At 63.0% G+C, this 24,233-nt stretch carries 35 protein-coding genes; 1 reads left to right on the top strand and 34 read right to left on the bottom strand.

Annotated elements, in window-relative coordinates; translation table 11 throughout:
• Positions 1–19: 19 nt before the first annotated feature.
• From C0V75_RS13170 to rpmC, 20 genes are all read right to left on the bottom strand, one after another.
• Positions 20–1,333 carry a replication-associated recombination protein A gene (locus C0V75_RS13170; protein WP_101921428.1) on the bottom strand — a complete coding sequence of 438 codons (1,314 nt, stop codon included), beginning with the start codon at positions 1,331–1,333 and terminating at the stop codon, positions 20–22.
• Between the two features lie 38 nt (positions 1,334–1,371).
• Positions 1,372–2,757 carry a trypsin-like peptidase domain-containing protein gene (locus C0V75_RS13175; RefSeq protein ID WP_101921429.1) on the bottom strand — a complete coding sequence of 462 codons (1,386 nt, stop codon included), beginning with the start codon at positions 2,755–2,757 and terminating at the stop codon, positions 1,372–1,374.
• A gap of 110 nt (positions 2,758–2,867) precedes the next feature.
• A complete protein-coding gene (rplQ, locus tag C0V75_RS13180) occupies positions 2,868–3,287 on the bottom strand; it encodes a 50S ribosomal protein L17 (protein ID WP_101921430.1) in 420 nt (139 codons plus the stop codon).
• 130 nt (positions 3,288–3,417) lie between these two features.
• Entirely contained in the window at positions 3,418–4,434 is a 1,017-nt protein-coding gene (locus C0V75_RS13185) for a DNA-directed RNA polymerase subunit alpha (protein WP_101921431.1), read from the bottom strand.
• A 116-nt stretch (positions 4,435–4,550) separates the two neighbouring features.
• Positions 4,551–4,949: a 30S ribosomal protein S11 gene (rpsK, locus tag C0V75_RS13190; RefSeq protein WP_101921432.1), complete on the bottom strand. Its 399-nt coding sequence runs from the start codon at positions 4,947–4,949 to the stop codon at positions 4,551–4,553.
• A 15-nt stretch (positions 4,950–4,964) separates the two neighbouring features.
• On the bottom strand, positions 4,965–5,333 hold the full coding sequence (gene rpsM / locus C0V75_RS13195) for a 30S ribosomal protein S13 (protein ID WP_023664558.1): 369 nt from the start codon (positions 5,331–5,333) through the stop codon (positions 4,965–4,967).
• A 188-nt stretch (positions 5,334–5,521) separates the two neighbouring features.
• Entirely contained in the window at positions 5,522–6,172 is a 651-nt protein-coding gene (locus C0V75_RS13200) for an adenylate kinase (RefSeq protein WP_101921433.1), read from the bottom strand.
• A 10-nt stretch (positions 6,173–6,182) separates the two neighbouring features.
• On the bottom strand, positions 6,183–7,541 hold the full coding sequence (gene secY, locus C0V75_RS13205; RefSeq protein ID WP_101921434.1) for a preprotein translocase subunit SecY: 1,359 nt from the start codon (positions 7,539–7,541) through the stop codon (positions 6,183–6,185).
• Between the two features lie 101 nt (positions 7,542–7,642).
• Entirely contained in the window at positions 7,643–8,122 is a 480-nt protein-coding gene (gene rplO, locus C0V75_RS13210) for a 50S ribosomal protein L15 (protein WP_101921435.1), read from the bottom strand.
• Between the two features lie 173 nt (positions 8,123–8,295).
• Entirely contained in the window at positions 8,296–8,490 is a 195-nt protein-coding gene (rpmD, locus tag C0V75_RS13215) for a 50S ribosomal protein L30 (RefSeq protein ID WP_101921436.1), read from the bottom strand.
• A 3-nt stretch (positions 8,491–8,493) separates the two neighbouring features.
• The gene (gene rpsE, locus C0V75_RS13220) at positions 8,494–9,066 is read right to left on the bottom strand and encodes a 30S ribosomal protein S5 (RefSeq protein ID WP_101921437.1); all 573 of its coding nucleotides are present in this window, start codon (positions 9,064–9,066) and stop codon (positions 8,494–8,496) included.
• A gap of 111 nt (positions 9,067–9,177) precedes the next feature.
• Positions 9,178–9,537: a 50S ribosomal protein L18 gene (gene rplR, locus C0V75_RS13225; protein WP_101921438.1), complete on the bottom strand. Its 360-nt coding sequence runs from the start codon at positions 9,535–9,537 to the stop codon at positions 9,178–9,180.
• A gap of 11 nt (positions 9,538–9,548) precedes the next feature.
• Positions 9,549–10,082 (bottom strand): 50S ribosomal protein L6, encoded by a 534-nt coding sequence (rplF, locus tag C0V75_RS13230; protein WP_101921439.1) that lies wholly within the window; start codon positions 10,080–10,082, stop codon positions 9,549–9,551.
• A 10-nt stretch (positions 10,083–10,092) separates the two neighbouring features.
• Positions 10,093–10,491: a 30S ribosomal protein S8 gene (rpsH, locus tag C0V75_RS13235; protein WP_101921440.1), complete on the bottom strand. Its 399-nt coding sequence runs from the start codon at positions 10,489–10,491 to the stop codon at positions 10,093–10,095.
• A gap of 13 nt (positions 10,492–10,504) precedes the next feature.
• Complete coding sequence (gene rpsN, locus C0V75_RS13240) at positions 10,505–10,810, bottom strand: 30S ribosomal protein S14 (protein WP_101921441.1); 306 nt, start codon at positions 10,808–10,810, stop codon at positions 10,505–10,507.
• An 18-nt stretch (positions 10,811–10,828) separates the two neighbouring features.
• Entirely contained in the window at positions 10,829–11,389 is a 561-nt protein-coding gene (gene rplE / locus C0V75_RS13245; protein WP_101921442.1) for a 50S ribosomal protein L5, read from the bottom strand.
• Entirely contained in the window at positions 11,389–11,694 is a 306-nt protein-coding gene (rplX, locus tag C0V75_RS13250) for a 50S ribosomal protein L24 (protein WP_101921443.1), read from the bottom strand. Before rplX ends, rplE begins: the two co-directional genes overlap by 1 nt.
• Positions 11,694–12,062 (bottom strand): 50S ribosomal protein L14, encoded by a 369-nt coding sequence (gene rplN, locus C0V75_RS13255; protein ID WP_023666245.1) that lies wholly within the window; start codon positions 12,060–12,062, stop codon positions 11,694–11,696. The genes rplX and rplN overlap by 1 nt, the downstream gene beginning before the upstream one ends.
• Before the next feature lie 81 nt (positions 12,063–12,143).
• Entirely contained in the window at positions 12,144–12,377 is a 234-nt protein-coding gene (gene rpsQ / locus C0V75_RS13260; protein WP_101921444.1) for a 30S ribosomal protein S17, read from the bottom strand.
• Between the two features lie 12 nt (positions 12,378–12,389).
• Positions 12,390–12,590 carry a 50S ribosomal protein L29 gene (rpmC, locus tag C0V75_RS13265; protein WP_101921445.1) on the bottom strand — a complete coding sequence of 67 codons (201 nt, stop codon included), beginning with the start codon at positions 12,588–12,590 and terminating at the stop codon, positions 12,390–12,392.
• 253 nt (positions 12,591–12,843) lie between these two features.
• On the opposite strand from rpmC, the gene C0V75_RS13270 reads away from it, so the two are divergent.
• Positions 12,844–14,322, top strand: coding sequence for a calcium-binding protein (locus C0V75_RS13270; protein ID WP_143710426.1), 1,479 nt, complete (start codon positions 12,844–12,846; stop codon positions 14,320–14,322).
• A gap of 2 nt (positions 14,323–14,324) precedes the next feature.
• Here C0V75_RS13270 and C0V75_RS13275 read toward each other — a convergent pair whose 3' ends face one another.
• From C0V75_RS13275 to rpsL, 14 genes are all read right to left on the bottom strand, one after another.
• Entirely contained in the window at positions 14,325–14,948 is a 624-nt protein-coding gene (locus C0V75_RS13275; RefSeq protein WP_101921447.1) for a TIGR02466 family protein, read from the bottom strand.
• A gap of 107 nt (positions 14,949–15,055) precedes the next feature.
• Positions 15,056–15,469 (bottom strand): 50S ribosomal protein L16, encoded by a 414-nt coding sequence (rplP, locus tag C0V75_RS13280; RefSeq protein WP_101921448.1) that lies wholly within the window; start codon positions 15,467–15,469, stop codon positions 15,056–15,058.
• Positions 15,470–15,483: 14 nt separating this feature from the next.
• On the bottom strand, positions 15,484–16,200 hold the full coding sequence (rpsC, locus tag C0V75_RS13285; protein ID WP_101921449.1) for a 30S ribosomal protein S3: 717 nt from the start codon (positions 16,198–16,200) through the stop codon (positions 15,484–15,486).
• Entirely contained in the window at positions 16,200–16,580 is a 381-nt protein-coding gene (gene rplV / locus C0V75_RS13290; protein WP_101921450.1) for a 50S ribosomal protein L22, read from the bottom strand. The genes rpsC and rplV overlap by 1 nt, the downstream gene beginning before the upstream one ends.
• Positions 16,581–16,583: 3 nt before the next feature.
• Positions 16,584–16,862: a 30S ribosomal protein S19 gene (gene rpsS / locus C0V75_RS13295; protein ID WP_101921451.1), complete on the bottom strand. Its 279-nt coding sequence runs from the start codon at positions 16,860–16,862 to the stop codon at positions 16,584–16,586.
• A 3-nt stretch (positions 16,863–16,865) separates the two neighbouring features.
• Positions 16,866–17,702 (bottom strand): 50S ribosomal protein L2, encoded by an 837-nt coding sequence (gene rplB, locus C0V75_RS13300; RefSeq protein WP_101921452.1) that lies wholly within the window; start codon positions 17,700–17,702, stop codon positions 16,866–16,868.
• Positions 17,703–17,866: 164 nt separating this feature from the next.
• On the bottom strand, positions 17,867–18,163 hold the full coding sequence (locus C0V75_RS13305) for a 50S ribosomal protein L23 (protein WP_101921453.1): 297 nt from the start codon (positions 18,161–18,163) through the stop codon (positions 17,867–17,869).
• The gene (gene rplD / locus C0V75_RS13310) at positions 18,160–18,780 is read right to left on the bottom strand and encodes a 50S ribosomal protein L4 (protein ID WP_101921454.1); all 621 of its coding nucleotides are present in this window, start codon (positions 18,778–18,780) and stop codon (positions 18,160–18,162) included. The genes C0V75_RS13305 and rplD overlap by 4 nt, the downstream gene beginning before the upstream one ends.
• Positions 18,777–19,496 carry a 50S ribosomal protein L3 gene (gene rplC, locus C0V75_RS13315; RefSeq protein WP_101921762.1) on the bottom strand — a complete coding sequence of 240 codons (720 nt, stop codon included), beginning with the start codon at positions 19,494–19,496 and terminating at the stop codon, positions 18,777–18,779. The genes rplD and rplC overlap by 4 nt, the downstream gene beginning before the upstream one ends.
• 13 nt (positions 19,497–19,509) lie before the next feature.
• Positions 19,510–19,818: a 30S ribosomal protein S10 gene (rpsJ, locus tag C0V75_RS13320; RefSeq protein WP_101921455.1), complete on the bottom strand. Its 309-nt coding sequence runs from the start codon at positions 19,816–19,818 to the stop codon at positions 19,510–19,512.
• A 139-nt stretch (positions 19,819–19,957) separates the two neighbouring features.
• Entirely contained in the window at positions 19,958–21,133 is a 1,176-nt protein-coding gene (gene tuf / locus C0V75_RS13325; protein ID WP_101921456.1) for an elongation factor Tu, read from the bottom strand.
• A gap of 84 nt (positions 21,134–21,217) precedes the next feature.
• The gene (gene fusA / locus C0V75_RS13330; RefSeq protein WP_101921457.1) at positions 21,218–23,344 is read right to left on the bottom strand and encodes an elongation factor G; all 2,127 of its coding nucleotides are present in this window, start codon (positions 23,342–23,344) and stop codon (positions 21,218–21,220) included.
• A 9-nt stretch (positions 23,345–23,353) separates the two neighbouring features.
• The gene (rpsG, locus tag C0V75_RS13335) at positions 23,354–23,824 is read right to left on the bottom strand and encodes a 30S ribosomal protein S7 (RefSeq protein WP_101921458.1); all 471 of its coding nucleotides are present in this window, start codon (positions 23,822–23,824) and stop codon (positions 23,354–23,356) included.
• A gap of 11 nt (positions 23,825–23,835) precedes the next feature.
• Positions 23,836–24,207, bottom strand: coding sequence for a 30S ribosomal protein S12 (gene rpsL, locus C0V75_RS13340; protein WP_023667098.1), 372 nt, complete (start codon positions 24,205–24,207; stop codon positions 23,836–23,838).
• Positions 24,208–24,233 lie beyond the last annotated feature (26 nt).

Below are 24,233 nucleotides of genomic sequence, written 5' to 3' on the forward strand. Positions count from 1 at the left end.
ATGGGAAAATCCGCGGGCGTTAACGCTCGCCCTGCCGTTTCGCCCGCAGCCTGGCGAAATACTCCACCCGCTTCTTCAACTCGCGCTCGAACCCCCGCTCGGGCGGCGCATAGAAGACCGGGCGCTTCATGCCTTCGGGGAAATAGTCCTGCCCCGAAAACCCGTCCTCGGCCTCATGGTCATAGGCATAGCCCGCCCCATAGCCGATCTCCTTCATAAGCTTCGTCGGCGCGTTCAGGATATGCCTCGGCGGCATCAGGGACCCCGTCTCCCGCGCACTCGCCCGCGCCGCCTTATAGGCCACGTAAACCCCGTTCGATTTCGGCGCAAGTGCCAGATAAACCACGGCATTTGCCAGCGCCAACTCGCCCTCCGGCGACCCCAGCCGCTCATAGGTCTGCCAGCTATCTATGCAAATCCCCTGCGCCTGCGGGTCGGCCAGACCGATATCCTCCACCGCCATCCGGACCAGCCGCCGCGCCAGAAACCTCGGGTCCTCCCCGCCTTCGAGCATCCGCGCGAACCAATACAGCGCCCCGTCCGGGTCCGACCCCCGGATGGATTTGTGCAGCGCCGAGATCAGGTTGTAATGCTCCTCCCCCGACTTGTCGTATTTCGCCGCCCGCCGCATCAACCTCTGGGAAAGCTGGGCGCGGTCCAATGGCCGCTCCACCTTCCAGGCCGCCACCTGCTCGATGAGGTTGAGCAACGCCCGCCCATCCCCATCCGCCATCTCCAGCATCGCCTCCCGCGCCTCCCCCGTCAGCGGCAGGCTGCGGCCCAGCTCCTTCTCCGCCCGCTGCGCCAGCCGCTCCAGATCGGCCAGCGAAAGCCGTTCCAAAACAATAACTTGCGCGCGCGACAGCAGCGCCGCGTTCAACTCAAAGCTCGGATTTTCGGTCGTGGCGCCGACCAGAAGGATCGTCCCATCCTCCATATGCGGCAGGAATCCGTCCTGCTGCGCCTTGTTGAACCGGTGAATCTCATCGACGAAAAGCAGCGTCCCCTGCCCGTTCCCGCGCCGGATCTTCGCCTGCTCGAACACCTTCTTCAGGTCCGGCACCCCGGTAAAGATCGCGGAAATCTGCACGAAGGCCAGATCCGTCTCATCCGCCAGCAGCCGCGCGATGGTGGTCTTCCCCACCCCCGGCGGCCCCCAAAGGATCAGCGAACTCAAGGATTTCGCCGCCAGCATCGCGCCCAGCGGCCCCTCCGGCGAAAGCACATGCCCCTGCCCGATCACCTCCGACAACCGCTTCGGCCGCAGCCGATCGGCCAACGGGCGCGGGCCCTCGGCGGCGGGTCGGGGGGCAGAGTCGAAGAGATCAGCCATGCCCCCAACCTACCCCGCCAAAGGCCCCGGCGAAAGCATCAGAAACGGAACCGCAGCCGCAACGGCCGCCCCTCGCGGATCAGGTCCAGCACCCAGACCCGCGCCCCCATCTCGGCCAGCGCCAGCACATCCGCAGGCGCCGTCACCGCCGCGCCATTGATGCCAAGCAGGATATCCCCCCGCTGCACCCCGGCCCGCGCCGACAGGTCCTCCGCCTGCCACACCGCCACGCCCTCGGCCTGCATCGGCAGACCCAGTTCCTCGATCACCGCCGGATTGATCCGCACCACGGTCAAGCCGCGCAGCCCCACATCCGCGATGACCGTCATCTGTTCGCGCGGCGGATCGTCCGGCGCCGGGGCCAGCACCATCATGGCCTGCTTCGCCTCTCCGTCCCGCAGCCAGACAATCTCGGCCTCGGTCCCCACCCCCAGCGCCGCCATGCGAAAGATCACCTCCTGCGGCGTGTTCGTCGGCTCCCCTCCGAGGGACAGGATCACATCCCCCGGCCGCAACCCCGCAGCCGCAAAGGGACTTTTCGGATGAACCTCGGAAATCACCACGCCATCCGGCCGCGCCAGACCAAGGCTCTCGGCCAGCGCCGCATCCATCGCCTGCCCCGTCACCCCCGCCCAGGGCCGGGCAAAGCGCGTGGCTCCCGCCTCGGCCTGCGCCACGATGCTCTGCACCAAATTGGCGGGTATCGCAAAGCCGATCCCGTTCGACCCGCCCCCCCGCGTCAGGATCGCCGTGTTGATCCCCACCAGCCGCCCCTGCACATCCACCAGCGCCCCGCCCGAATTGCCCGGGTTGATCGCCGCATCGGTCTGGATGAAATATCCCCGCCCATCCCCCACCTGCAAGGCAGACCGCGCCAGCCCCGACACGATGCCCGACGAAACCGTCTGCCCCACCCCGAACGGGTTGCCGATTGCCAGCACCAGATCGCCCACCTCCAGCTCGTCGGAATTCCGCATCTCAAGGAATGGCAGCGCCTCCGCCTGACGCAACCGCAGCACCGCCAGATCGCTCTCCTCATCGCCCAGGATCACATCCGCCGCGAATTCCCGCCGGTCGTTCAGCACGACACGAATCTCCGTCGCCTGCCCCACCACGTGATAGTTCGACACCACGATCCCGTCCGCGCTCACGATCACACCCGACCCCAGCGAATTCTGAATGCGCGGCTGGGCGGGCCCCAGCGCCTCGAAGAACTGGTTGAAGAAGGGATCATCGGCAAAGGGCGACCGCCGCTCCTGCACGATGCGCGTGGCATAGATGTTCACAACTGCCGGCGCCGCCGCCTTCACGACAGGCGCGAAAGACAAGGAAATCTCGGCCTCGCTGGCGGGAACGGCAGTTTGCGCCAGGCCAGCGACAGGCAAAAGCGACAGGACAGCAGCAAGACAAAGGTTGCGAAACATAGGCTTTCCCTCGGATGGTCCGGCCCCCGATATGCGCCTGCAATCCACCCGCATCAATGGGAAAGGCCCGCCACAGGGGCGGGCCTTCCGATCCTGTCAGCGCCGAAGGATCAATCCTCGGCGGCTTCCTCGGCCTCGACGCGGGCGCGATCCGCGGCGCCCTTGGCGCTGGTGTCGCGGTCAACGAATTCGATGATCGCCATCGGGGCCATGTCGCCAAAGCGGAACCCGGCTTTCAACACGCGCAGGTAACCACCATTGCGGGTCTTGTAGCGGGGGCCCAGGATGGCAAACAGCCGCTCCACATGGCGGTCTTCCTTCAACTGCGCTGCGGCCTGACGGCGCGCATGCAGATCGCCGCGCTTGGCCAGCGTGATCAGCTTCTCGACGATCGGACGCAGTTCCTTGGCCTTCGGCAGGGTCGTCTTGATCTGCTCATGCTCGATCAGCGAGCCGGCCATGTTGGCGAACAGCGCCTTGCGGTGTTCGTGGGTACGGTTCAGGCGGCGGTAGCCGCGGGCGTGACGCATGGGTATCTCCTATCGCGTTTTGCTTTGTGTTGCCCCCCGTGCGTTGCGGGGGGCGTCGTTGGGGCGGATTTGCCCATGTTTTCCCCGGCATCCCGGGCATTCCGTAGGGCGGGGTTCACCCCGCCCCGCGTCAGAACTGGTCCTCGAAGCGCTTGGCCAGATCCTCGATGTTCTCCGGCGGCCAATCCTCGACTTCCATGCCAAGGTGCAGGCCCATGCCCGAAAGCACTTCCTTGATCTCGTTCAGCGACTTGCGGCCAAAGTTCGGCGTCCGCAGCATCTCGGCTTCGGTCTTCTGGATCAGATCGCCGATATAGACGATGTTGTCGTTCTTCAGACAGTTGGCCGAACGGACCGAAAGCTCCAGCTCGTCCACCTTCTTCAGAAGCAGCGGGTTGAACTCCAGCCCCGCATCCACTTCGCCCGCCTTCGCCGACTCGGGTTCGTCGAAATTCACGAATATCGAAAGCTGGTCCTGAAGGATACGCGCAGCATAGGCCACGGCGTCATCCGGGGTCAGCGATCCATCCGTCTCGATCTTCATGGTCAGCTTGTCATAGTCCAGCACCTGCCCCTCGCGGGTGGGCTGCACTTCGTAAGACACCTTCTTGACCGGCGAATAGATCGCGTCGATCGGGATCAGACCGATGGGCGCATCCTCGGGGCGGTTCTTGTCAGCCGAGACATAGCCCTTGCCGGTATTCACCGTCAGTTCCATGAACACGTCTGCGCCGTCATCCAGGTGGCAGATCACGTGGTCCTTGTTCAGAACCTCGATCCCGTTGCTCTCCGAAATGTCGCCCGCCGTCACCACGCCCGGCCCCTTGGCCGAGATCGACAGGCGCTTCGGCCCCTCGACTTCCATCTTCAGGCTCACGCCCTTCAGGTTCAGCACGATGTCGGTGACATCCTCGCGCACGCCCGCCACGCTGGAAAACTCGTGCAGCACGTTGTCGATCTGCACCGAGGTAATGGCCGCGCCCTGAAGCGACGACAGCAGCACGCGCCGCAGCGCATTGCCCAGCGTCAGGCCGAAGCCCCGCTCCAGCGGCTCGGCGATCACCGTCGCCACGCGCGCGGGGTCAGCACCGGGCTTGACCACGAGTTGCGTCGGCTTGATGAGTTCCTGCCAGTTCTTGTGGATCATGCTTTCGCCTCCATACCAGTCCGCAGCCCATGTCCAGATAGCGGCGGACGCCCGAGGATCAGAAATAGCTGAAACGGGCCGCACCATCCGGCACGGCCCGCCTTATTCAAAACGGCTTAGACGCGGCGGCGCTTCGGCGGGCGGCAGCCATTATGCGCCAGCGGGGTCACGTCACGGATCGAGGTGATGTTGAACCCAACGGCGGCCAGCGCGCGCAGCGCCGACTCGCGGCCCGAACCCGGGCCCTGCACTTCGACTTCCAGCGTCTTCACGCCATGTTCCTGCGCCTTGCGGCCCGCATCCTCGGCGGCCATCTGGGCGGCATAGGGCGTGGACTTCCGCGACCCTTTGAAGCCCATCGTGCCTGCCGACGACCACGAGATCGCATTGCCCTGCACGTCGGAAATCAGGATCTTGGTGTTGTTGAAGGACGAATTCACATGCGCCACGCCAGCGGCGATGTTCTTGCGTTCCTTGCGCTTGGTGCGCGCTGCGGATTTGGTATCACGTGCCATATCTGAACGCTCCCCTTACTTCTTCTTGCCGGCGATGGGCTTCGCCGGGCCCTTGCGGGTGCGGGCGTTGGTGTGGGTGCGCTGGCCGCGAACCGGCAGGTTCTTGCGGTGACGCAGGCCGCGATAGCAACCCAGGTCCATCAGACGCTTGATGTTCATCGAAACTTCGCGGCGCAGGTCGCCCTCGACGGTGAAGTTCGCGTCGATGAATTCGCGGATGGCCAGCACTTCGGCATCCGAAAGCTGGTTGACGCGGCGCGCGCGGTCGATGTTCAGCGAGTTGCAGATGATTTCCGCATTATGCGGGCCGATCCCGGTGATATAGGTCAGGGCAATCGGCACCCGCTTCTGGGTGGGGATGTTGACGCCAGCAATACGTGCCACGCGTATGTTCCTTTTCGTTGCGGTTCCGTGATGCCAGAACCTTTTTTCACAACTCCGGCGGCGCAGGTCTCCCCATTCCACCGATTCGATCTGACCGGCCAAGCATCAATATGGCCGGACGATTCCCTTGCGGGACGCCGTGCTGTATGGGCTTTTCCCCCGCCCGTCAAGGGCGCGGGACGGCATTCTCAGGCTTTGTCAAGCAGGGATGCGATGGCTTCCGAAACCGCGTCCATTTCCGCCAGCCCGTCCACGGCGGAAAGCTGGTTCTTGGCGTAGTAATAGCCGATCAGGGGCGAGGTCTTCTTGTAGTACTCCATCAGCCGCTGCTTCAGCGCGTCCTCGTTGTCATCCGCCCGCTTGCGCATGTCGGTCGATCCGCAGACATCGCAGACTCCCGCCACCTTCGGGGGCCGCGTGACCTCGTGATAGACCTCGCCGCAATTGCCGCAGGTGAAACGCCCGGTGATCCGCGCGACCAGCGCCGCATCGTCCACCTGCATCTCGATCACGGCATCCAGCGTCTGCCCGGTGCGGTTCATCAACTCGGCAAGCGCATCCGCCTGTTTGAGCGTGCGGGGAAACCCGTCGAAGATGAAACCGCCGCCCGCATGGCCGGTGATCTTCTCCTCGATCAGGCCGATGACGATCTCATCCGTCACGAGCTCGCCCCGCGCCATGACTTCCGCCACGCGGTTGCCCATCTCGGTGCCGCTGGTCTTGGCCTCTCGCAGCATGTCGCCGGTCGAAAGCTGGACCATCCCGCGCTCTTCCACCAGACGCTTGGCCTGAGTGCCCTTCCCCGCCCCCGGCGGGCCCAGAAGAATGATGTTCACCATGGGACCGACCTCAGCGCCGCGCCGGCGCCTTGGGCGCAGTCCGCTTCTTCCCGCGCAGGTTCGACTTCTCGATAAGCCCCTCATACTGATGCGCCAGAAGATGCGATTGCACCTGGTTGATCGTGTCCATCGTCACCGACACCACGATCAGGACCGACGTCCCGCCGAAATAGAAGGGCAGCCCCACCTGTGCGATCAGAACCTCGGGCAGCAGACAGACCGCCGTCAGATAGGCCGACCCCAGCACAAGGATGCGGGTCACCACATAATCCAGGTATTCCTCGGTCTTCTTGCCGGGGCGGATGCCGGGAATGAACCCGTTCTGGCTCTTCAGGTTCTCGGCCACATCCTCCACCTTGAACGACACGTTCGACGTGTAGAAATAGGTGAAGAAGACAATCATCGCCGCCATCGCCAACAGGTGCAGCGGCTGCCCATAGCCCAGATAGGCCATCAAAGTGGACAGGACCGGGTTCGTATCCTGGCCCGAGAAGGTGCCGATGGTCGTCGGCAGCAGCAGGAGCGACGACGCAAAGATCGCTGGGATCACCCCCGCCGGGTTCACCTTCACCGGCAGGTGCGACGACCCGCCATCATAGATCTTCATCCCCACCTGACGGCGCGGATACTGGATATGGATCTTGCGAAGGGCGCGTTCCATGAACACCACGAAGGCGATGACCGCGATCACCATCACGATGATCCCAAGGATGAGCGGCGTCGAAATCGCACCCGACCGGCCCTGTTCGAAGAACTGCACCAGCGCGGCCGGAATCTCCGCCACGATCCCCACGAAGATGATCAGCGAAATGCCGTTCCCGATGCCGCGCGCGGTGATCTGCTCGCCCAGCCACATCAGGAACATCGTGCCGCCGACAAGGGTGATCACGCAGGCCAGCTTGAAGAACAGCCCCGGCTCATGCGCCAGGCCGCCCGCCTCGATCGACACGGCGATCCCCCAGGCCTGGAAGATGGCCAGCCCCACCGTGCCATAGCGCGTGTACTGGTTCAGCTTCTTCCGCCCCTGCTCGCCTTCCTTCTTGAGCTGCTCCAGCGACGGCACCATGGCCGCCAGAAGCTGCACGATGATGGAGGCGCTGATATAGGGCATGATCCCCAGCGCAAAGATGCCCATCCGGCTGATCGCACCGCCGGTGAACAGGTTCAGCATGCCGCCGATGCCCTGCGTCGCCTGCGTCATGAACTCGCGCAGCGCCGTGCCGTCGATGCCGGGCACGGGGATATAGGTCCCCAGCCGATAGACGATCAGCAGCCCGAGGGTGAAGAAGATGCGCTGACGAAGATCGGTCGCCTTGCCTAGGGCGGACCAGCTCAGGTTCGCCGCCATTTGCTCTGCAGCAGATGCCATGCCGAGGACTCTTTTCATGGAGGCGCCGCCGAACCGTTTTCCGGTCGGCGGCGCGGGAAAACTAGGGGTTATGTAAGCGGTCTGCCGACCGCTCACAACCGTTATTCAGCCGCAGCAGCCGCCGATGCCTTCACGGTGATCGAACCGCCCGCCTTCTGCACCGCCTCGATGGCCGAGGCAGAAGCGCCGGTGACCACCAGCGTGACCTTGGACTTGATCTCGCCCTTGGCCAGAACGCGGATGCCGTCCCGCTTGTTCGAGGTCACACCCGCCGCAACCAGCGCGTCCTCGGTGATCTCGGATTTCGCGTCCAGCTTGCCCAGGCCGATGAACTTCTCGATCATGCCAAGGTTGACCACCGCATATTCCAGGCGGTTCGGCTTGTTGAAGCCGCGCTTGGGCAGGCGGCGGTACAGCGGCATCTGGCCGCCTTCATAGCCACCGATGGCCACGCCCGAACGGGACTTCTGGCCCTTGATCCCGCGCCCGGCGGTCTTGCCCTTGCCCGAACCCGGGCCGCGCGCCACGCGCTTCTGCTTGCGGGCGGCGCCGTCATTGTCACGCAGTTCATTCAGTTTCATGTCGCATACTCCTTGGCCGGAAGGGCCCCGCCTGCGACGGATGGGGCCAACACGGCATTTCTTGCTTGTTTCAGGTCGGGCCTCGCGGCCCCCCTACTTAATGGCAAAGGGCGCGCAGGTTTCCCCGCGCGCCCCCGAAACCGTAGGGTGCGTGCTCGCACGCACCGTCCCGATCACCCACGCTCTTCGATGATCTTCACGAGGTGCGAGATCGAATTCACCATGCCGCGCACCGAAGGGGTGTCCTCCAGCTCGCGGGTGCGGTGCATCTTGTTCAGGCCCAGACCCTTCAGGGTCGCGGTCTGGATGGCCGGGCGGCGGGCGGCCGAAGCCACCTGCTTCACGACGATGGTCTTCTTAGCGGTCATCTATCAGCCCTCCACAGCTTCGGCTTCGGGCTTCTTCAGGATGTCCGCCACCTTCTTGCCACGGCGGCTGGCGACGTGACGGGGCGAGGATTCCTGCTTCAGACCGTCGATCGTGGCACGGATCATGTTGTAGGGGTTCTGCGACCCGATGGATTTCGCCACCACGTCCTGCACGCCCAGCATCTCGAACACGGCGCGCATCGGACCACCGGCGATGATCCCGGTCCCGGCGACGGCCGTCCGCATCACCACCTTGCCCGCGCCATGACGCCCTTCGATGTCATGGTGCAGCGTACGGCTGTCCTTCAGCGGCACGCGGATGAGCGAGCGCTTGGCCTGTTCCGTCGCCTTGCGGATCGCTTCCGGCACTTCCTTGGCCTTGCCCTTGCCAAAGCCGACACGGCCGCGCTGGTCGCCCACGACAACCAGAGCCGCAAAGCCAAAGCGCTTGCCGCCCTTCACGGTTTTCGAGACGCGGTTGATCGCGACCAGACGGTCGGCGAATTCCGGGTTTTCTTCCGGGCGGTTGTCGCGACGGTCGTCACGGCGCTCCCGGCGGTTTTCACGTTCTGCCATATGGCATTCCTTCATGTTGGCGCGGCAGCGCCGTTATGGGCCAATCCTGGTGGACCCTGCATGGCAGGCATCCCCGGATCATCGGGGCGGCGTCACCGCCGCCCACCGTCATCAGAACTTCAGGCCGCCTTCACGGGCAGCATCGGCAAGCGCCTTGATCTTCCCGTGGAAGATGAACCCGCCGCGGTCGAAATAGCATTCTTCCACGCCGGCCTTCTTCGCCCGCTCGGCAATCGCAGCACCGATCTTGGCCGCAGCCTCGATGTTGTTCTTGCCCACGACGCCCAGTTCCTTTTCGAGCGACGAGGCGGCGGCCACGGTGACCCCCTTCACGTCGTCGATCAACTGGACGCTGATGTTCTTGTTGGACCGATGGACCGAAAGGCGCAGGCGCCCATTGGCCATCGACTTGATCTTGTTCCGGACGCGCAGGCGGCGCTTGAGGAACAGCTCTCTCTTGTTGTTCGCCATTTTTGCGCCCCTTACTTCTTCTTGCCTTCCTTGCGGAAGATGTACTCATCCTTGTAGCGGATGCCCTTGCCCTTGTAGGGCTCGGGGCGCTTCCACTCGCGGATGTTCGCGGCCACCTGACCGACCTGCTGCTGGTCAATGCCTTCCACGGTGATCTCGGTCTGCTTCGGAGAGGTGACGGTCACCCCCTTCGGCACTTCGAAATTCACTTCGTGGCTATAGCCCAGCGACAGCTTCAGAACGTTTCCGGCCATCGCGGCGCGGTAACCCACGCCCTGGATTTCCAGATCCTTCTTGAAGCCTTCGGTCACCCCGGTAACGAGGTTCGCCACCATGGACCGCACCATCCCCCATTGCTGGCGGGCGCGCTTGGACGTGCCACGCGGCGTCACCTTGACGGTGGTGCCGTCGATGGTGATCGTCACGTCGTCGCCAGCGGTGAAGGTCCGGGTGCCTTTCGGCCCCTTCACTTCGATGGTCTGGCCAGAGATCGAAGCCGAAACGCCCTTGGGGAGTTCGACGGGTTTCTTGCCGATACGAGACATGCCATCCTCCTCAGAACACGGTGCAGAGGACTTCGCCGCCAACATTGGCAGAGCGAGCCGCTGCGTCCGACATCACGCCCTTCGGCGTGGAGACGATGGAAACGCCCAGACCGTTGCGCACCGACGGGATGTCCTTGACACCCATGTAGACGCGACGGCCCGGCTTGGACACGCGCTTGAGTTCGCGGATCACGGGGGCGCCTTCGAAGTATTTCAGCGAGATCACCAGTTCGCCCTGGCCATTCTCGGTCGTCTTCTTCTCATAGCCGCGGATGTAGCCTTCCGCGGTCAGCACATCCAGCACCCAGACGCGCAGCTTCGAGGCCGGCGACGAGACGGTGGATTTGCCGCGCATCTGCGCATTGCGGATGCGGGTCAGCATATCGCCGAGAGGATCGTTCATGGACATCTGTGCTCCTCCCTTACCAGCTCGACTTCACCATGCCGGGGATCTGGCCGAAGGAGGCCAGTTCGCGCAGCATGATCCGCGAGAGTTTCAGCTTACGATAGTAAGCATGGGGACGGCCCGTCAGCTGGCAGCGGTTGTGCAGCCGGGTGGCGGACGAGTTGCGGGGCAGTTCGGCCAGTTTCAGAGTCGCCTTGAAGCGCTCTTCCATCGGCTTGGACTGGTCGTTGATCACCGCCTTCAGTGCCGCGCGCTTCGAAGCATGCTGCTTCACAAGCTTGGCGCGCTTCACTTCGCGGTTCACCATGGATTTCTTTGCCATATCTCAGGTTCCTCGCGCTTACGACGTGAAGGGCATGTTGAAATGCTTCAACAGCGCCTTGGCTTCCGCGTCGGTCTTGGCGGTGGTGCAGATGATGATGTCCATACCGAGCACTTCATCGACCTTGTCGAAGTTGATCTCGGGGAACACGATGTGCTCTTTCAGGCCCATGGCATAGTTGCCACGGCCGTCAAAGCTGTTGCCCTTCACGCCGCGGAAGTCGCGGACGCGCGGCAGCGCGATCGTGATCAGACGGTCGAGGAATTCATACATCCGGTCGCCGCGCAGGGTGACCTTGCACCCGAGAGGCATTTCTTCCCGCACACGGAAACCGGCGATGGATTTCTTCGCCTTGGTGATGACGGCCTTCTGGCCAGCGATCAGAGACAGCTCTTCAGCGGCCTGCTTGACCTTCTTGCTGTCCTTCACCGCTTCGCCGACACCCATGTTCAGCACGATCTTCTCGAGCTTGGGGATCTGCATGTCGTTCTTGTATCCGAACTCTTCCTTGATGGCAGGACGGATCTTCGAAGCGTATTCCGCCTTCAGGCGCGGGGTATAGGTGGCTGCGTCAAGCATCAGATCGCCTCCCCGGTGGTCTTGGCGTAACGGATCTTCTTGTCGCCTTCCATGCGGAAGCCGACGCGGGTCGGTTTGCCGTTCTTGTCCACGATGGCCAGGTTCGACAGGTCGATCGGCAGCGCCACCGGCAGACGCCCGCCCTGCGAGGCGGCAGACTGCTTGGTGTGACGGATGGCGACATTCACGCCATCGACGATCGCCTTGTTGTCCTTCGGCATGACGGCGGAAATCTCGCCCTTCTTGCCCTTGTCCTTGCCGGTCAACACGATGACCGTGTCACCCTTCTTGAGCTTCGCAGCCATCACAGCACCTCCGGTGCCAGCGAGATGATCTTCATGAAGTTCTTCGCACGCAGCTCGCGCACGACCGGCCCGAAGATACGGGTGCCGACCGGTTCGCCCTGGTTGTTCAGGATGACGGCGGCATTGCGGTCGAAACGGATGGACGTGCCGTCTTCACGGCGGACTTCCTTGGCGGTGCGGACGACAACGGCCTTGCGGACGTCGCCCTTCTTCACGCGGCCCTTCGGAATTGCTTCCTTCACCGACACCACGATGATGTCGCCGACGGACGCATAGCGGCGGTGCGAACCGCCCAGAACCTTGATGCACTGAACCCGGCGCGCGCCGGAGTTGTCAGCAACATCCAGATTGGTCTGCATCTGGATCATTGGGTTACTCCCGACCTTTGGGAACGGTCATGATCTGCAACCGTCCCAGGGTTTCGTTCGTGTCGAACGGAGGTCCGAGGCTTACGCCTCGACGACCACCGTCCAACGTTTCGTCTTCGAGATGGGCGCGCACTCTTCGATGCGAACAGTGTCACCGACCTTGAACTTGTTGTGCTCGTCGTGGGCCCGGTACTTCTTGGACTTGCGGACGGTCTTTTGCAGCAGCGGGTGCTTGAAACGGCGCTCGACCAGAACGGTGATCGTCTGGGCGTTCTTGTCCGAGGTCACGACACCTTGCAGGATACGCTTGGGCATTTCGTGGTCCTCTTACTTCGCGGCTTCAGCGGCTTTTTGGTTCAGCACCGTCTTGATGCGCGCCACGTCCTTGCGGATGGCGTTGAACCGGGCGGTGTTCTCAAGCTGGCCGGTGGCCTGCTGGAAGCGCAGGTTGAAGGCTTCCTTCTTCAGTGCAACCAGGCTGTCACGCAGCTGGTCAGGGGTCTTGCCCCGCAGTTCGTCGGCTTTCACGGCCTTTGTCCTTTTCTCAATCACCAGAGGGCCCCTTACTCGGAAGGGTAACCCTGAACCCGGTGGATCAATGATGAACCAACGATTCCGAGTCGCCCCGGAACCGCAGGATGCGTCCCTCTACAGAAGCGATGTCCGAAGGGCAAGTCCTAGTTTCTAGGGACCTCCACGCACGGCGGCACCGGGGAATCGGTTGACGCCATGCATTTTTGCCAATCAGACTACCTTTGCGTGTTTATGGGGTTGTTTGGTCATGGAACTCCTGCTTCTCGGTCTGGTGGGACTTGGTGCCTTCTCTTACTTCATGGACGATGACGATCCATCCACACCCGACGCTCCACCTCGTGGAACTCTTCCCCCGCAGGACAATGACCTGCCTGAAGGGCAGTCGTTCGAACTCGTTAGCGGTGAGCCCAATCCTGCAGGCACCGCCGGCAACGACACGTTCTCCGGCACCGTAGAAGGCGACGTGTTGGGAGGCGACGGCGATGATCTGTTCGATCTCGACGACGGCTATGCTGCCGAAGTCTTCGGCGGTGCCGGGAACGACACGATTGGAGACGCAGGGGACGCCTACATACTGCACGGAGACGCGGGCGATGACCTGATCTCCTTTCCCACCAACGACTTCGAGTCCGCCGCTGCCTATGGTGGCACAGGGGATGACCGCTTCGAAATTGGCGTCATGGACAGCGACTATACCGTGGGGCCAACCCTGTCGGGCGGCAGCGGTGCAGACGTCTTCGATCTCGATGTCCAGCCTGGCCTGTCCGGTTTCGTCGAACAGGCAGGCGTCGGGAAGATCATCACGATCGCCGATTTCACCCCGAACGAAGACAGCCTCTCCATCGACTTCCCCGATCTGGCGCGTGCGGAACTCGTCGAAGACCCCGATGGGGCTTATTCAGACCTCAACCTTTTTTATCAGGTCGATGACGGCAAGGGCGGCACCTTCGACCGCTATGTCACGGTTCGACTTCAGGGGATCACCAACACCACGCTCGACGACCTTGGCATCACCTTGCCTGACACTGATCCCGATCAGGGCCGCCTTTACGAAATCGCCTCGGGCGGTCTGTCCAGGGTCGAGGGCGGCGAGGGCAACGATACGATCCGGGGCATTGCCGATGGCAGCTTTCTCGGCGGCGGGGGCAACGACCTGTTCGACATCGAGACTGGTGCCGACTCCACTCTGGACGGTGGCCTCGGCAATGACGTGATGACGATCGGCGAAGGCGTGAACTTCACGATTCTCGGCGGCGCAGGAAATGACACGATCAATGCGGACAGCACGTCGAACACACAGGAAAGCTCGACCATCAACGGAGGGGACGGCGATGATCGACTGAACATCGACATCTCCCTCGCCGACCCTTCCGGTCAGCGGGTCGACACCGTTTCCGGCGGCGCTGGCGCGGATAGCGTAACCCTCCATCTTGCCAGCGTGAGTTATGGCTCCGACTTCACGACAGACCGGATGCTTGTCATCGCTGACCTGAAACCCTCCGAAGACGAACTTGTGATCAACATCCGCCCCGAGGACGCGCCCTTCTACAAGGGCGCAACCCTCGTATCAAACCCGCAGGACGGTTCCACCGACCTCGTCCTTACCTTCGAACGGACCGATACATCGGGCGTTCTGCGGTCATGGACAGGTGTCGTGAAACTCCTCGGGACAGAGGATTTCATCATCGCTGACGACGGACCGATCCAGATCCGCACCGCCGCCTGACCTCACGCCCAACCATAGTTGAAGCTGACGCTGATCCGCTCGTCCTCGGCCATGTTCATCGGCACCTCGTGGCGCAGCCAGCTTTCCCATAGCAGCACCTCGCCCACCTTCGGCTTCACATAGACGAAGCGTTGCAGCGCCTGCGCCGCCTCCTTCTTCACCAGGGGCGCCATCATCATCATCGGCAGACGCGGGTCTTCCAGCTTCAGGGCACTCGTCCCCTCGGGCATCGCCACATAGGTCGTGCCGGAAATCACCGAATGCGGGTGGATATGGCTCGCATGGGTCCCGCCTTCCGGCAGGATGTTGATCCACAGCGAATTGCACTTCAGCTTCTTGTCGCCCAGATCGAACCCCAGCGCGGCGCAGAAGGCCGCCACATGCTTGTCCAGCGCCTTTTCCAGGTCGCCGAAGATCGGCATCCGCCAGGGCAGATCGTCCAGCGACGCGTAGGACGTATAGCCCGGATAGCCATTCGCCTCGCACCATTCCTGCCCGGCCTCGTCATCCTCGGCCACCGCATCGCAGGTCGCGTGCAGCTCGGCGTAATCCACCTTCTTCTTGGCAAGGCTGTTCAACTCCGCCCGATACAGATGGGTGACGAACAGCGGCGTGATCTCGGTCATGTCTCAGGCTCCAGAGGCAGGGTCATCCCGACCCGTCGAAAGAAAAAGGCCCCCGGCGCAAGCGTCGGGGGCCAAACCGTAGGGTGCGTGCTTGCACGCACCGCGCCTTACCAGTCCTCGCGCGCCACGACGCGGGTGGTGACCGGCAGCTTCATCGCGCCAAGGCGCAGGGCTTCCCGAGCGATGGTGTCGCTCACCCCGTCGATCTCGAACATGATGCGGCCGGGCTTGACCTTGGCGACCCAGCGGTCAACCGAGCCCTTGCCCTTACCCATACGCACTTCGATCGGCTTGGCCGAGACCGGCAGGTCCGGGAAAATCCGGATCCAGACGCGGCCCTGACGCTTCATGTGGCGGGTGATCGCGCGGCGGGCCGCTTCGATCTGGCGCGCCGTCACACGCTCGGGTTCCGTGGCCTTCAGCGCATAGGAGCCGAAGTTCAACAGGAAACCGCCCTTGGCTTCGCCATGGATGCGGCCCTTGTGCTGTTTGCGGAACTTGGTCCGTTTCGGTTGCAGCATTTCCTTCTACTCCCTTACGCGCGTTCGCGGTCGCGACGCGGCGCACGCGGCGCAGCGCCGTCCTGCGCTTCCGCCGCACGGCGGTCGCGGGCCTGCGGATCATGCTCAAGGATCTCGCCCTTGAAGATCCACACCTTCACGCCGATGATCCCATAGGGCGTCTCGGCTTCCGACAGCGCATAGTCGATGTCGGCGCGCAGCGTATGCAGCGGCACGCGGCCCTCGCGGTACCATTCGGTCCGCGCGATTTCCGCACCACCCAGACGACCCGCGACGTTCACCCGGATACCCAGGGCGCCCATGCGCATCGCATTCTGCACGCCGCGCTTCATCGCACGGCGGAACGAAACCCGGCGCTCCATCTGCTGGGCGATCGACTCGGCCACCAGCTGGGCGTCCAGTTCCGGCTTGCGGACCTCGACGATGTTCAGGTGCAGTTCGGATGCGGTGAAAGCCGACAGCTTCTTCCGCAGCCCTTCGATATCCGCACCCTTCTTGCCGATGATCACGCCCGGACGCGCGGTGTGAATGGTCACACGGCACTTCTTGTGCGGACGCTCGATGATCACGCGGCTGACGCCGGCCTGCTTGCATTCCTCGTGGATGAACTCGCGCATCTTGAGGTCTTCCAGCAGCAGATTGCCATAGTCCTTCGACTCGGCAAACCAGCGGCTGTCCCAGGTCCGGTTGACCTGGAGGCGCATCCCGATGGGGTTAACCTTCTGTCCCATTATGCCGACTCCCCGGTCTGACGCACCTTGATGGTGATTTCGCTGAACGGCTTCATGATCTTGCCGAACCGGCCACGGGCCCGCGGACGGCCCCGCTTCATCACCAGGTTCTTGCCAACCCAGGCTTCCGCGACAACCAGGTTGTCCACGTCCAGCCCATGGTTGTTCTCGGCATTGGCGATGGCCGATTGCAGGCACTTCTTCACGTCACCCGCGATGCGGCGCTTCGAGAAGGTCAGATCGGCCAGGGCCTTTTCCACCTTCTTGCCGCGGATCATCCCGGCGACGAGGTTCAGTTTCTGCGGCGAGGTACGCAGCATCCGGGCAATCGCCATCGCTTCGTTGTCCGCCACGCGGCGCGGATTCTTTTCCTTACCCATGGCTTACTTCCTCTTGGCTTTCTTGTCGGCGGCGTGACCGTAATAGGTCCGCGTCGGCGAATATTCCCCGAACTTCTGTCCGATCATCTCTTCGGTGACGTTGACGGGGATGTGCTTGTGTCCGTTGTAGACCGCAAAGGTCAGACCAACGAATTGCGGCAGGATCGTCGAACGGCGCGACCAGATCTTGATCACTTCGTTCTTGCCCGATTCCCGCGCCTTCTCTGCCTTCTTCAGGACATAGGCGTCGACGAACGGGCCCTTCCAGATAGAACGTGCCATGGATTAGCGCCCTTTCTTCGCGTGACGCGAACGGACGATGTACTTGTCCGTCTTCTTGTTCGACCGGGTCCGGTTGCCCTTGGTGCCCTTGCCCCAGGGGGTAACCGGGTGACGGCCACCCGAGGTGCGGCCTTCACCACCACCATGCGGGTGGTCGATCGGGTTCATCGCAACGCCGCGCACCGTCGGACGCACGCCCATGTGGCGCTTGCGCCCGGCCTTGCCGAGGTTCTGGTTCGAATTGTCGGGGTTCGACACGGCACCGATGGTCGCCATGCATTCCTGACGCACCATCCGCAGCTCGCCCGAAGACAGGCGGATCTGCGCATAGCCGCCATCACGGCCGACGAACTGGGCATAGGTGCCCGCGGCACGCGCCAACTGGCCGCCCTTGCCGGGCTTCAGCTCCACGTTATGCACGATCGTCCCGATCGGCATGCCGCTGAACGGCATCGCATTGCCGGGCTTCACGTCGGTCTTGGCGCCGGCGATCACCTGATCGCCCACTGCCAGACGCTGCGGCGCCAGGATGTACGACAGTTCACCATCCGCATACTTCACCAGCGCGATGAAGGCGGTGCGGTTCGGATCGTATTCGATCCGCTCCACGGTCGCCGCAATGTCGAACTTGCGGCGCTTGAAATCCACAACGCGGTACAGGCGCTTCGCGCCGCCGCCCTTGTGCCACATCGTGACACGTCCGGTGTTGTTCCGGCCGCCCGTCTTGATCAGACCCTCGGTGAGGGCCTTGACAGGGCGTCCTTTCCACAGCTCCGAACGGTCGATCAGAACCAGCCCACGCTGGCCAGGCGTCGTCGGTTTATACGACTTGAGTGCCATGCTCTCTGTCTTCCGTCAGCTAGGGGATCGCACCTGCGATCCCGTTGGTTGTAGGGCTCCGAAGATCCCCGGCAGTCGGCCCCTATCCCATGGGAAAAGAACCGGATTCTTCAAAAAATCCGCGGCCCCGGAAAACCGGGGCCGCAAGATTCGTGCGGCTTCTATCAGAGGCCCGTGGCCACGTCGATAGTGTTCCCCTGCTCCAGGGTCACATAGGCCTTCTTCTTGTCGCTCCGCTCGCCGGCACGGCCGCGGAACTTCTTCGCCTTGCCCTTGGTCACCACGGTATTCACCGCCTTGACCTTCACGCCGAAGACCGCTTCCACGGCTTCCTTGATCGCGGGCTTGGTGGCGTCCATCGCCACCTGGAAGACGACCGCACCGTTTTCGCTGGCCATGGTGGCCTTCTCGGTGATGATCGGCTTCTTGATCAGGTCGTAATGTTCGGGTTTCGCGCTCATTTCAGGCGTGCCTCCAGGGCTTCGACACCCGCCTTCGTGATCACCAGGGTGTCACGCTTCAGGATGTCATAGACATTCGCGCCGATGGTCGGCAGCACGTCGATCCCCTCGATGTTGCGGGCCGCCAGCGCGAAATTCGCGTCAACATCCGCACCGTCGATGATCAGCACGCGCTTCCAGCCACGCTCCTTGACCGTCTTGGCCAGCATCGCCGTCTTGGCTTCCGCCATGGCGAGGCTGTCCACGATCACCAGTTCACCCGCCTTCAGCTTGGCCGAAAGCGCATGACGCAGGCCGAGGGCCCGGAACTTCTTCGGCAGGTCATGGGCGTGGCTACGCGGGGTCGGGCCCTTGTAGACGCCACCGTGACGGAAGATCGGCGCCTTACGGGAGCCGTGGCGTGCGCCGCCGGTGCCCTTCTGGCGATAGATCTTCTTGGTCGAGTAGGACACGTCCGACTTGCCAAGAACCGAGTGGGTGCCAGCCTGTGCCTTCGCACGCTGCCAGCGCACCACGCGATGCAGGATGTCCGCGCGCGGCTCAAGGCCGAACAGCGCTTCGTCCAGATCGATGGAACCGGCCTTGCCGCCGTCCAGCTTGATCACATCGAGTTTCATGCTTCACCCCCTTCGACCGCAACTTCGGCAGCCGGAGCAGCAGCGGTGCGGATCGCCGCCGGACGCGGCGCGTCCTTGTGGGCGGGCTTCTTCACCGCATCCTTGATCGTGACCCAGCCGCCCTTGGAACCGGGGACCGCGCCCTTCACCATGATCAGGCCACGCTCGCTGTCCGTGCGCACGACCTGAAGGTTTTGCGTGGTCACGCGGACGGCACCAAGATGACCGGCCATCTTCTTGCCCTTGAACACCTTGCCGGGGTCCTGGCACTGGCCCGTGGACCCGTGCGAGCGGTGGCTGATCGACACGCCGTGCGAGGCGCGCAGACCGCCGAAATTGTGCCGCTTCATCGCACCGGCAAAGCCTTTACCGATCGAGGTACCGGCGATGTCCACGAACTGACCGGCGAGGTAATGGTCGGCGGTGATCTCCGCGCCCACGTCGATCAGGTTGTCCGGGGTCACGCGGAATTCCGCGATCTTGCGCTTGGGCTCCACATTCGCCTTGGCGAAATGGCCCCGCTGCGCGGCAGTGGTCCGCTTGGCCTTGGCCGCACCGGCGCCGAGCTGGACGGCCGTATAGCCATCCTTGTCGGCGGTGCGCTGCGCCACGACCTGAAGATTGTCGAGTTGAAGAACGGTCACGGGAACCTGTGCCCCATTCTCCAGGAACAGCCGGGTCATGCCCAGCTTCTTTGCGATAACGCCAGAGCGCATGGTCATGCCCTCCTCAGACCTTGATCTCGACATCCACGCCGGCCGCGAGGTCGAGCTTCATCAGCGCGTCCACGGTCTGCGGGGTCGGATCGACGATGTCGAGAAGACGCTTATGCGTCCGGATTTCCCACTGGTCGCGCGACTTCTTGTCGATGTGCGGACCACGGAGAACCGTGAACTTCTCGATCTTGTTGGGCAGCGGGATCGGGCCGCGCACCTGCGCGCCGGTCCGCTTGGCCGTGCTCACGATTTCCTGCGTGCTGGCATCCAGAACGCGGTAATCGAAGGCTTTCAGCCGGATGCGGATGGTTTGACCTTGCATCTTCTTTTCCTTCGGAACGTAGGCCGGATCCTCCGGCCCATAGGTTCACATTGCGATTGCGTTTCGCCGGAGGGGCTTTTCCGCCCCCCCGGCGGTCTTTCTCTCGTAGGGCGGGGGTCTCCCCGCCCCACCGATCACATCACTTGATGATCTTCGACACGACGCCGGCGCCGACGGTGCGGCCGCCTTCACGGATGGCGAAGCGCAGCTTCTCTTCCATCGCGATCGGGGCGATCAGCTCCACCTCGAACTTCAGGTTGTCGCCCGGCATCACCATCTCGGTGCCTTCCGGCAGCTTCACCGTCCCGGTCACGTCCGTCGTGCGGAAGTAGAACTGCGGGCGGTAGTTCGCGAAGAACGGCGTGTGACGGCCGCCTTCTTCCTTCGTCAGGATATAGGCCTCGGCTTCGAAATGGGTGTGCGGGTTCACCGACTTCGGCTTGCACAGCACCTGCCCACGCTCCACGCCGTCACGGTCGATGCCGCGCAGCAGGACGCCGACGTTGTCGCCCGCCTCGCCACGATCCAGCAGCTTGCGGAACATCTCCACACCCGTGCAGACCGACTTCTTGGTGTCGCGGATGCCCACGATCTCCACTTCGTCGCCAACGTTGATCACGCCACGCTCCACACGGCCGGTCACAACCGTCCCGCGGCCCGAGATCGAGAACACGTCTTCGATCGGCATCAGGAAGGGCTGATCCACCGCACGCGCCGGGGTCGGGATGTAGCTGTCAACCGCCGCCATCAGCGCGCGGATCGAGTCTTCCCCGATATCCTTGCGCTCGCCGATCATCGCCTGGTGGGCAGAGCCCTTGATGATCGGGATATCGTCGCCGGGATAGTCGTAGGAGGACAGCAGCTCGCGCAGCTCCATCTCCACCAGTTCCAGCAGTTCCTCATCGTCCACGAGGTCGATCTTGTTCATGTAGACGACCATGTAGGGGATGCCCACCTGACGGCCGAGCAGGATATGCTCGCGCGTCTGCGGCATCGGGCCGTCCGAGGCGGCGCAGACCAGGATCGCGCCGTCCATCTGCGCCGCACCCGTGATCATGTTCTTCACATAGTCGGCGTGGCCGGGGCAGTCCACATGGGCGTAGTGACGCGCGTCCGTCTCGTATTCCACATGCGCGGTCGAGATCGTGATGCCGCGCGCACGCTCTTCCGGCGCGCCGTCGATCTGGTCATAGGCGCGGAATTCGCCGAAATACTTCGTGATCGCCGCCGTCAGCGTCGTCTTGCCGTGGTCAACGTGGCCGATCGTGCCGATGTTGACGTGCGGTTTCGTCCGTTCAAACTTTGCCTTTGCCATGATGGCCTCCTGTTTCGGTGACGGTGCGTGCCAGCACGCACCCTACGGGGGGTGGTAGGGTGCGTGCTTTCGCACGCACCGCCCTTATGCGTATTTCTTCTGGATTTCCTGGCTCAGGTTTTCCGGAACGGTGTCGTAATGGTCGAACTCCATCGAGAACACCGCCCGGCCCGAGGTCATCGAACGAAGCTGGTTGATGTAGCCGAACATGTTCGCCAGCGGAACCATCGCGGCGATGACATTCGCGTTGCCGCGGCTGTCCTGCCCGTTGATCATGCCCCGACGCGAGGTCAGGTCGCCGATCACGCCGCCCGTATATTCCTCGGGCGTCACGACTTCGACCTTCATGATCGGTTCCAGAAGCTTCGCGCCGGCCTTCTTCAGACCTTCGCGCATCGCAGCCCGCGCCGCGATCTCGAAGGCGAGGACCGAGGAGTCCACGTCATGGAACGCGCCGTCAACCAGCTGCACCTTGAAGTCGATCACAGGGAAGCCTGCCAGCGGACCCGAATCCATCACCGACTTGATGCCCTTCTCGACACCCGGGATGTATTCCTTCGGCACCGCACCACCGACGATCTTCGACTCGAAGGAATAGCCTTCGCCCGGCTCCGTCGGCGTGATGATCAGCTTCACGCGCGCAAACTGGCCCGTACCGCCGGTCTGCTTCTTGTGCGTGTAGTCGATCTCATGCTCGCGCGAGATCGTCTCGCGATAGGCCACCTGCGGCGCACCGATATTCGCCTCGACCTTGAACTCGCGACGCATGCGGTCCACCAGGATGTCGAGGTGAAGTTCGCCCATGCCCTTCATGATGGTCTGACCGCTTTCGAGGTCGGTCTCCACCCGGAAGGACGGGTCTTCCGCGGCCAGACGGGCCAGAGCGATGCCCATCTTCTCCTGGTCGGCCTTGGTCTTCGGTTCCACCGCGATCTCGATCACCGGGACCGGGAAGGTCATGGTTTCCAGAACGACGGGGGCCGCCGGATCGCACAGCGTGTCACCGGTGGTGGTCTCTTTCAGGCCGCCCAGCGCGATGATGTCGCCCGCGAAGGCTTCAGTGATTTCCTCACGCTCGATGGCGTGCATCATCATCATCCGGCCGACACGTTCCTTGCGCTGCTTGGTCGCGTTCAGCATCGCATCGCCCTTGGCCAGCTTGCCCGAATAGATCCGGGTGAAGGTCAGGGATCCGACGAAGGGGTCGTTCATGATCTTGAACGCGAGGCCCGAGAAGGGCTGACCATCATCCGCCGACCGCGCGATGTTGCGGGTTTCCGTCTCGTCGCCCGGCGCAAAGCCCATATAGGGCGGCACGTCCAGCGGCGAGGGCAGATAGTCGATCACGGCGTTCAGCAGCGGCTGCACACCCTTGTTCTTGAAGGCAGAGCCCGCAAAGACCGGGATGAAGTCGATGGCCAGCGTCGCCTTGCGGATCAGCGCGCGCAGCGTGTCCGGATCGGGTTCATTGCCTTCCAGATAGGCTTCCATCGCGGCGTCATCCTGACCGACCGCGGTTTCCACCAGGTTCATCCGCCATTCATCCGCTTCGGCCTTAAGGCTGTCGCGGATCGGCTGACGTACCCAGGATGCGCCCAGGTCTTCGCCCTCATAGACCCATTCTTCCATGGTCACGAGGTCGATGATGCCTTCCAGCTTGTCTTCCGCGCCGATCGGCAGGGCCACCGGCACAGCATTCGCGCCGGTCCGGTCCTTGATCATGCGCACGCATTTGAAGAAATCCGCGCCGGTCTTGTCCATCTTGTTGACGAACACGATCCGCGGAACCTTGTAGCGGTCAGCCTGACGCCACACGGTTTCGGTCTGCGGTTCCACGCCGGCGTTGCCGTCCAGCAGAACCACCGCGCCGTCCAGCACGGCCAGCGAACGCTCCACCTCGATGGTGAAGTCCACGTGGCCGGGGGTGTCGATGATGTTGAAGCGGAACTTCTTCGACTTGTCCGAGGTATCCTGACCGGGGTCGGTCTGGCGGTTCCAGAACGTGGTCGTGGCAGCCGAAGTGATCGTGATGCCGCGTTCCTGTTCCTGCTCCATCCAGTCCATCGTGGCGGCGCCGTCATGGACTTCGCCGATCTTGTGGGACTTGCCGGTGTAGTAGAGGATGCGTTCCGAAGTCGTGGTCTTGCCCGCGTCGATATGGGCAATGATCCCGAAGTTGCGGTAGCGATCGAGCGGATATTCGCGTGCCATGGTGATCCCTTACCAGCGATAATGGCTGAACGCTTTGTTCGCGTCGGCCATCTTGTGGGTGTCTTCACGCTTCTTCACGGCGGTGCCGCGGTTGTTCACCGCATCGGCCAGTTCGGCGGCAAGCCGTTCTTCCATCGTGTTCTCGTTGCGCTTGCGGGCGGCGGTGATCAGCCAGCGGATCGCCAGCGCTTCGCGACGCTCGGTCCGCACTTCGACCGGAACCTGATAGGTCGCACCACCAACGCGGCGCGACCGGACTTCGACCGACGGCTTCACATTGTCCAGCGCTTCGTGGAAGGCCTGGATCGGTTCGCGCTTCAGGCGCGACTGGACGCGCTCAAGCGCGCCATAGACGATCGATTCCGCGACGGATTTCTTTCCGTCCAGCATCAGGTTGTTCATGAACTTGGTCAGCACGCGATCGCCATATTTGGCGTCGGGCAGGATTTCGCGCTTTTCTGCGGCGTGACGGCGGGACATCTCTCAGCTCCTCACTTCGGACGCTTCGCGCCGTATTTCGAACGACGCTGACGACGATCTTTGACGCCCTGGGTATCCAGAACACCGCGCAGGATGTGGTAGCGCACACCGGGAAGGTCTTTCACGCGGCCGCCACGGATCAGGACGACAGAGTGTTCCTGAAGGTTGTGCTTTTCGCCGGGAATGTAGCTGATCACCTCGAAACCGTTGGTCAGGCGCACCTTGGCGACCTTCCGCATGGCGGAGTTCGGCTTCTTCGGGGTCGTGGTATAGACGCGGGTGCAGACACCACGCTTCTGCGGGCAGGATTCCAAGTGCTGCGACTTGGACCTTCTGACTTTCGCTTCCCGCGGCTTGCGGATCAGCTGTTGGATCGTCGGCATTCAACTACCTCGATTTGCCCGTCCTG

It is taken from the genome of Tabrizicola sp. TH137 (assembly GCF_002855575.1).
In the GTDB taxonomy this organism is placed as follows: domain Bacteria; phylum Pseudomonadota; class Alphaproteobacteria; order Rhodobacterales; family Rhodobacteraceae; genus Paragemmobacter.

Excerpts from the sequence above, each read along its gene's own strand:
- rplD (WP_101921454.1), bottom strand. The coding sequence starts at position 18,780 with ATGAAACTCGATGTGATCAAGCTGGACGGCGGCAAGGCCGGTTCCATC.
- rplV (WP_101921450.1), bottom strand. The coding sequence starts at position 16,580 with ATGGGTAAGGAAAAGAATCCGCGCCGCGTGGCGGACAACGAAGCGATG.
- tuf (WP_101921456.1), bottom strand. The coding sequence starts at position 21,133 with ATGGCAAAGGCAAAGTTTGAACGGACGAAACCGCACGTCAACATCGGC.
- rpsH (WP_101921440.1), bottom strand. The coding sequence starts at position 10,491 with ATGTCCATGAACGATCCTCTCGGCGATATGCTGACCCGCATCCGCAAT.
- rpsQ (WP_101921444.1), bottom strand. The coding sequence starts at position 12,377 with ATGCCCAAGCGTATCCTGCAAGGTGTCGTGACCTCGGACAAGAACGCC.
- rplF (WP_101921439.1), bottom strand. The coding sequence starts at position 10,082 with ATGTCTCGTATCGGCAAGAAACCCGTCGAACTCCCCAAGGGCGTTTCG.
- rplX (WP_101921443.1), bottom strand. The coding sequence starts at position 11,694 with ATGGCTGCGAAGCTCAAGAAGGGTGACACGGTCATCGTGTTGACCGGC.
- C0V75_RS13200 (WP_101921433.1), bottom strand. The coding sequence starts at position 6,172 with ATGGTGAACATCATTCTTCTGGGCCCGCCGGGGGCGGGGAAGGGCACT.
- rplO (WP_101921435.1), bottom strand. The coding sequence starts at position 8,122 with ATGAAACTGAATGAACTGCGTGACAATGACGGCGCCGCCCGCAAGCAG.
- rpsC (WP_101921449.1), bottom strand. The coding sequence starts at position 16,200 with ATGGGACAGAAGGTTAACCCCATCGGGATGCGCCTCCAGGTCAACCGG.
- rplP (WP_101921448.1), bottom strand. The coding sequence starts at position 15,469 with ATGCTGCAACCGAAACGGACCAAGTTCCGCAAACAGCACAAGGGCCGC.
- rpsK (WP_101921432.1), bottom strand. The coding sequence starts at position 4,949 with ATGGCACGTGATACCAAATCCGCAGCGCGCACCAAGCGCAAGGAACGC.
- C0V75_RS13170 (WP_101921428.1), bottom strand. The coding sequence starts at position 1,333 with ATGGCTGATCTCTTCGACTCTGCCCCCCGACCCGCCGCCGAGGGCCCG.
- rplC (WP_101921762.1), bottom strand. The coding sequence starts at position 19,496 with ATGCGCTCTGGCGTTATCGCAAAGAAGCTGGGCATGACCCGGCTGTTC.
- rpsG (WP_101921458.1), bottom strand. The coding sequence starts at position 23,824 with ATGTCCCGCCGTCACGCCGCAGAAAAGCGCGAAATCCTGCCCGACGCC.
- C0V75_RS13275 (WP_101921447.1), bottom strand. The coding sequence starts at position 14,948 with ATGACCGAGATCACGCCGCTGTTCGTCACCCATCTGTATCGGGCGGAG.
- rpmD (WP_101921436.1), bottom strand. The coding sequence starts at position 8,490 with ATGACCGCTAAGAAGACCATCGTCGTGAAGCAGGTGGCTTCGGCCGCC.
- secY (WP_101921434.1), bottom strand. The coding sequence starts at position 7,541 with ATGGCATCTGCTGCAGAGCAAATGGCGGCGAACCTGAGCTGGTCCGCC.
- rplQ (WP_101921430.1), bottom strand. The coding sequence starts at position 3,287 with ATGCGTCACGCCCGCGGCTACCGCCGCCTGAACCGTACCCACGAACAC.
- rplR (WP_101921438.1), bottom strand. The coding sequence starts at position 9,537 with ATGGCGAACAACAAGAGAGAGCTGTTCCTCAAGCGCCGCCTGCGCGTC.
- rpsS (WP_101921451.1), bottom strand. The coding sequence starts at position 16,862 with ATGGCACGTTCTATCTGGAAGGGCCCGTTCGTCGACGCCTATGTCCTG.
- C0V75_RS13185 (WP_101921431.1), bottom strand. The coding sequence starts at position 4,434 with ATGATCCACAAGAACTGGCAGGAACTCATCAAGCCGACGCAACTCGTG.
- rpsN (WP_101921441.1), bottom strand. The coding sequence starts at position 10,810 with ATGGCAAAGAAATCCATGGTGAACCGCGAAGTGAAGCGCGCCAAGCTT.
- rpsL (WP_023667098.1), bottom strand. The coding sequence starts at position 24,207 with ATGCCGACGATCCAACAGCTGATCCGCAAGCCGCGGGAAGCGAAAGTC.
- rpsE (WP_101921437.1), bottom strand. The coding sequence starts at position 9,066 with ATGGCAGAACGTGAAAACCGCCGGGAGCGCCGTGACGACCGTCGCGAC.
- rpsJ (WP_101921455.1), bottom strand. The coding sequence starts at position 19,818 with ATGCAAGGTCAAACCATCCGCATCCGGCTGAAAGCCTTCGATTACCGC.
- C0V75_RS13175 (WP_101921429.1), bottom strand. The coding sequence starts at position 2,757 with ATGTTTCGCAACCTTTGTCTTGCTGCTGTCCTGTCGCTTTTGCCTGTC.
- rplN (WP_023666245.1), bottom strand. The coding sequence starts at position 12,062 with ATGATCCAGATGCAGACCAATCTGGATGTTGCTGACAACTCCGGCGCG.
- rplB (WP_101921452.1), bottom strand. The coding sequence starts at position 17,702 with ATGGCACTCAAGTCGTATAAACCGACGACGCCTGGCCAGCGTGGGCTG.
- C0V75_RS13305 (WP_101921453.1), bottom strand. The coding sequence starts at position 18,163 with ATGAGCGCGAAACCCGAACATTACGACCTGATCAAGAAGCCGATCATC.
- rplE (WP_101921442.1), bottom strand. The coding sequence starts at position 11,389 with ATGCTTGACGCAGCCACCTATACCCCGCGCCTGAAGGCGGAATACGCT.
- fusA (WP_101921457.1), bottom strand. The coding sequence starts at position 23,344 with ATGGCACGCGAATATCCGCTCGATCGCTACCGCAACTTCGGGATCATT.
- C0V75_RS13270 (WP_143710426.1), top strand. The coding sequence starts at position 12,844 with ATGGAACTCCTGCTTCTCGGTCTGGTGGGACTTGGTGCCTTCTCTTAC.